The organism is Moorena sp. SIO4A1 (assembly GCF_010672065.1).
Lineage (GTDB): Bacteria > Cyanobacteriota > Cyanobacteriia > Cyanobacteriales > Coleofasciculaceae > Moorena.
This window is the reverse complement of the sequence record NZ_JAAHHX010000519.1, coordinates 1-1,731: the sequence shown is the minus strand read 5'-3', so window position 1 is coordinate 1,731 and position 1,731 is coordinate 1. Positions and strand designations below refer to the sequence as shown.

At 45.9% G+C, this 1,731-nt stretch carries 2 protein-coding genes; one reads left to right on the top strand and one right to left on the bottom strand.

The annotated features are described in order from the left end of the window. Positions 1 to 298 precede the first annotated feature (298 nt). The gene (locus F6K53_RS40165; protein ID WP_293057450.1) at positions 299 to 1,228 is read left to right on the top strand and encodes an NF038130 family PEP-CTERM protein; all 930 of its coding nucleotides are present in this window, start codon (positions 299 to 301) and stop codon (positions 1,226 to 1,228) included. Between the two features lie 249 nt (positions 1,229 to 1,477). On the opposite strand, the gene F6K53_RS40160 is transcribed toward F6K53_RS40165, so the two are convergent. Next, positions 1,478 to 1,731, bottom strand: a 254-nt coding sequence (locus F6K53_RS40160; RefSeq protein WP_293082831.1) for a 2-oxo acid dehydrogenase subunit E2, incomplete at its 5' end; no start/stop codon positions are given.

Below are 1,731 nucleotides of genomic sequence, written 5' to 3'. Positions count from 1 at the left end.
GCTAGCCACTGTTGACGATTTTATCCAAATATCTTGCAGTATCTACAAAAATATGTTAGACTTTGATTATGAATCTAGTGTCAAAGAAAACATTCTGGTTCCTTGAATTGAAGCCGAAAACCAAAGCTTTAATGATAGTGGTTGCGTTTTCTATTAAACACAGATAATTGCGCCAAGAGCGGAACAAAACCTATCTTGGCCTTGGGAGATACCCCCTGGCTGCGAGAGCAGCTTGCATTAGTGGGCTAAAATCTGCAAAGTAGATTTTGGTAGCTAAAAAGTATCGGGAGACATGTCAATGAAAAGCACAGTAATGAAAATGTGGCTCGGGGCCTCAATTATTGCCGGTATGAGTGCGATCGCCACTACCCCAGCTGTTGCTGGAAGCCTCACGGGAGCGACCCTGGAAGGTAGTGACTACCTCAAGTATGCATCTGACGGTACGAATACCTATGAAGCTCCAAATGCTATTTTGTCTACTATATTGCTAGGTGACGCTAGTGACCCTGGTGGAAACGTAGAGCTATTTGCCAGCAGTGAAACTCTGAGCAACAGCGACTTTGCCACCTATACCGATGTCACAAGCCTAACCGGTGACATCGGTGGTAAGGACATCACCTTGAGCAGTCTGACATTAGCTGACTGGAACAGTGATCTTGATAGTGATGGCATAACCTTAGGTCAGGAGTGGGTCAGTGATGCCTTAACTGCACACGGTCTTGGATCTTATGCTAGCAGCAATTTCATAGTTAATGAATTCTATACACTATTTAGCGATAATGGAGGATTGCAACGATTTAGCGATCCCAATATTTCCTACGTCAACCAAAACGCAACAGGCCACATTAGCATTGGGCTAGCAGGTCACCTTGATGCTCGAGATGCGTTCGAAGATACGTTTGATCAGTTGGAACAGATGATGGCTCTTTTATCGCCTGGTTTTCAACTACCATTACCACCTAGTATAAGGGCTAGTGAAATTGTCAAGGTTGAATACAATGGGAAAACTGAATACCTTTACGGTTTCGTTCCCACACCATCTGGGCTAGTCAACCTAGAAGATGGTACATCTCACAATGCCACCTACCAAGTGGGCTTCCTTGGCGCTCCTCCAGAACCGTCTTCATCGGAACCACAAGATGTACCTGAATCCTCTACTGTGCTTGGTCTAATCGCTGTGGCTGGTTTGTTTACTGCTGGAGGGAAATTGCGAAAAGCTAACTGTTAAGGGAAATAGTGAACAATATTATTGAGAGGGGGGCACAACGGTGCGCCCCTCTGAGTGATCAAGCAGTTCATGTAGGGTGGGCAGTGCACCAGACAGATAATCAAGCTTGCAAAGGGCGTTGCTAGGCACTGCCCACCCTACTTAAAAAGTCAACTTAAATAGTCAACTTAAAGGGTGGGCAGTGCACCAGACAGATAATCAAGCTTGCAAAGGGCGTTGCTAGGCACTGCCCACCCTACGATTAATGGCTTAAAGAGTTAACGATTGCGGATCAGTTTCAATCAACTTCGCCAAGTCTTGCAAGAACGCTGCCGCATCAGTACCATAGATAATCCGGTGGTCACAGGTAATATTCACTTGCATCTGACGCTTTACACCCATCATGCCGTCAGGGGTAGCTACTACCGTAGGACGGGATGCACCAATGGCCAAAATAGAACCCTGTCCTGGGGGCAAAATCGCATCAAACCGGTCTACACCAAACATTCCTAAATTGGATAGGG

Coding starts and splice junctions, on each gene's coding strand:
- F6K53_RS40165 (WP_293057450.1), top strand. CDS start 299: ATGAAAAGCACAGTAATGAAAATGTGGCTCGGGGCCTCAATTATTGCC.